Source organism: Oleiphilus sp. HI0043 (assembly GCF_001634935.1).
On record NZ_LWEY01000412.1, the window covers coordinates 1 to 731 of the forward strand.

Genomic DNA, 731 nt, shown 5'->3' on the forward strand with positions numbered 1-731 from the left:
AAAGAAGAGTGCGATTCAGCCGACATTACCAAAGATTCAGTACATTTAGTTTAAATTCCGAATAGAATGGGCTAACTGGGTACCACAATAGATAATTTAAATAATAAATAGACGCTTCCCATGACTCCTTCTATACATATCAGATTACTGCTCCTGCTTATAACGTCAACCCTAACCTTCAGCACCTACGCATCGATCTCTATTACTGAGCCTCAACAGCCATCAGACTTATCATTTCAAACTGACGCTAAGAGTGAATACGATACCAAGCTAATTACACGTCTGAAAAAGTCTCAAGTTTTCGAACGCTTGCGAATATTTAGTGAACAAGACCTTATTTTAAAACAAAGCATCATTTATCACTTTCACCAAGCTGACCAGGCTACAACGAGCCAACCTTTAGCACTTGACACTGCAAGCTCGAACAACAAACAAACCAGCCAGGTTGATATAAAGATCGACATCCCCTTCTCCTTTCTATACCAACTAGATCAAGGCCTAATTGCCAAATACCCTCAACAAGAGGGTATACAAGAAGCGATATACAGCGCAGCCGTTGAAAAATATTTGTGGTTTGAACTAGGCAGAGCCTTGGTTAGTCAGTTTGATTTAGGCGTATCCGGGCAAGAAGTATTTGCACTGGATAACTTCTCGACCCTTATGCTTATCAACCTGAACCACCATGACAGCGACTTTATTCTGGAAGCAACGGAAGCATTTCTACTAATCAG

1 protein-coding gene is annotated in these 731 nt (G+C 40.6%); it reads left to right on the top strand.

The genetic code is table 11. From position 1 onward, the window contains the following. Positions 1-120 precede the first annotated feature (120 nt). A partial coding sequence (locus A3729_RS05375; protein ID WP_156497695.1) for a DUF4344 domain-containing metallopeptidase occupies positions 121-731 on the top strand: 611 nt, incomplete at its 3' end.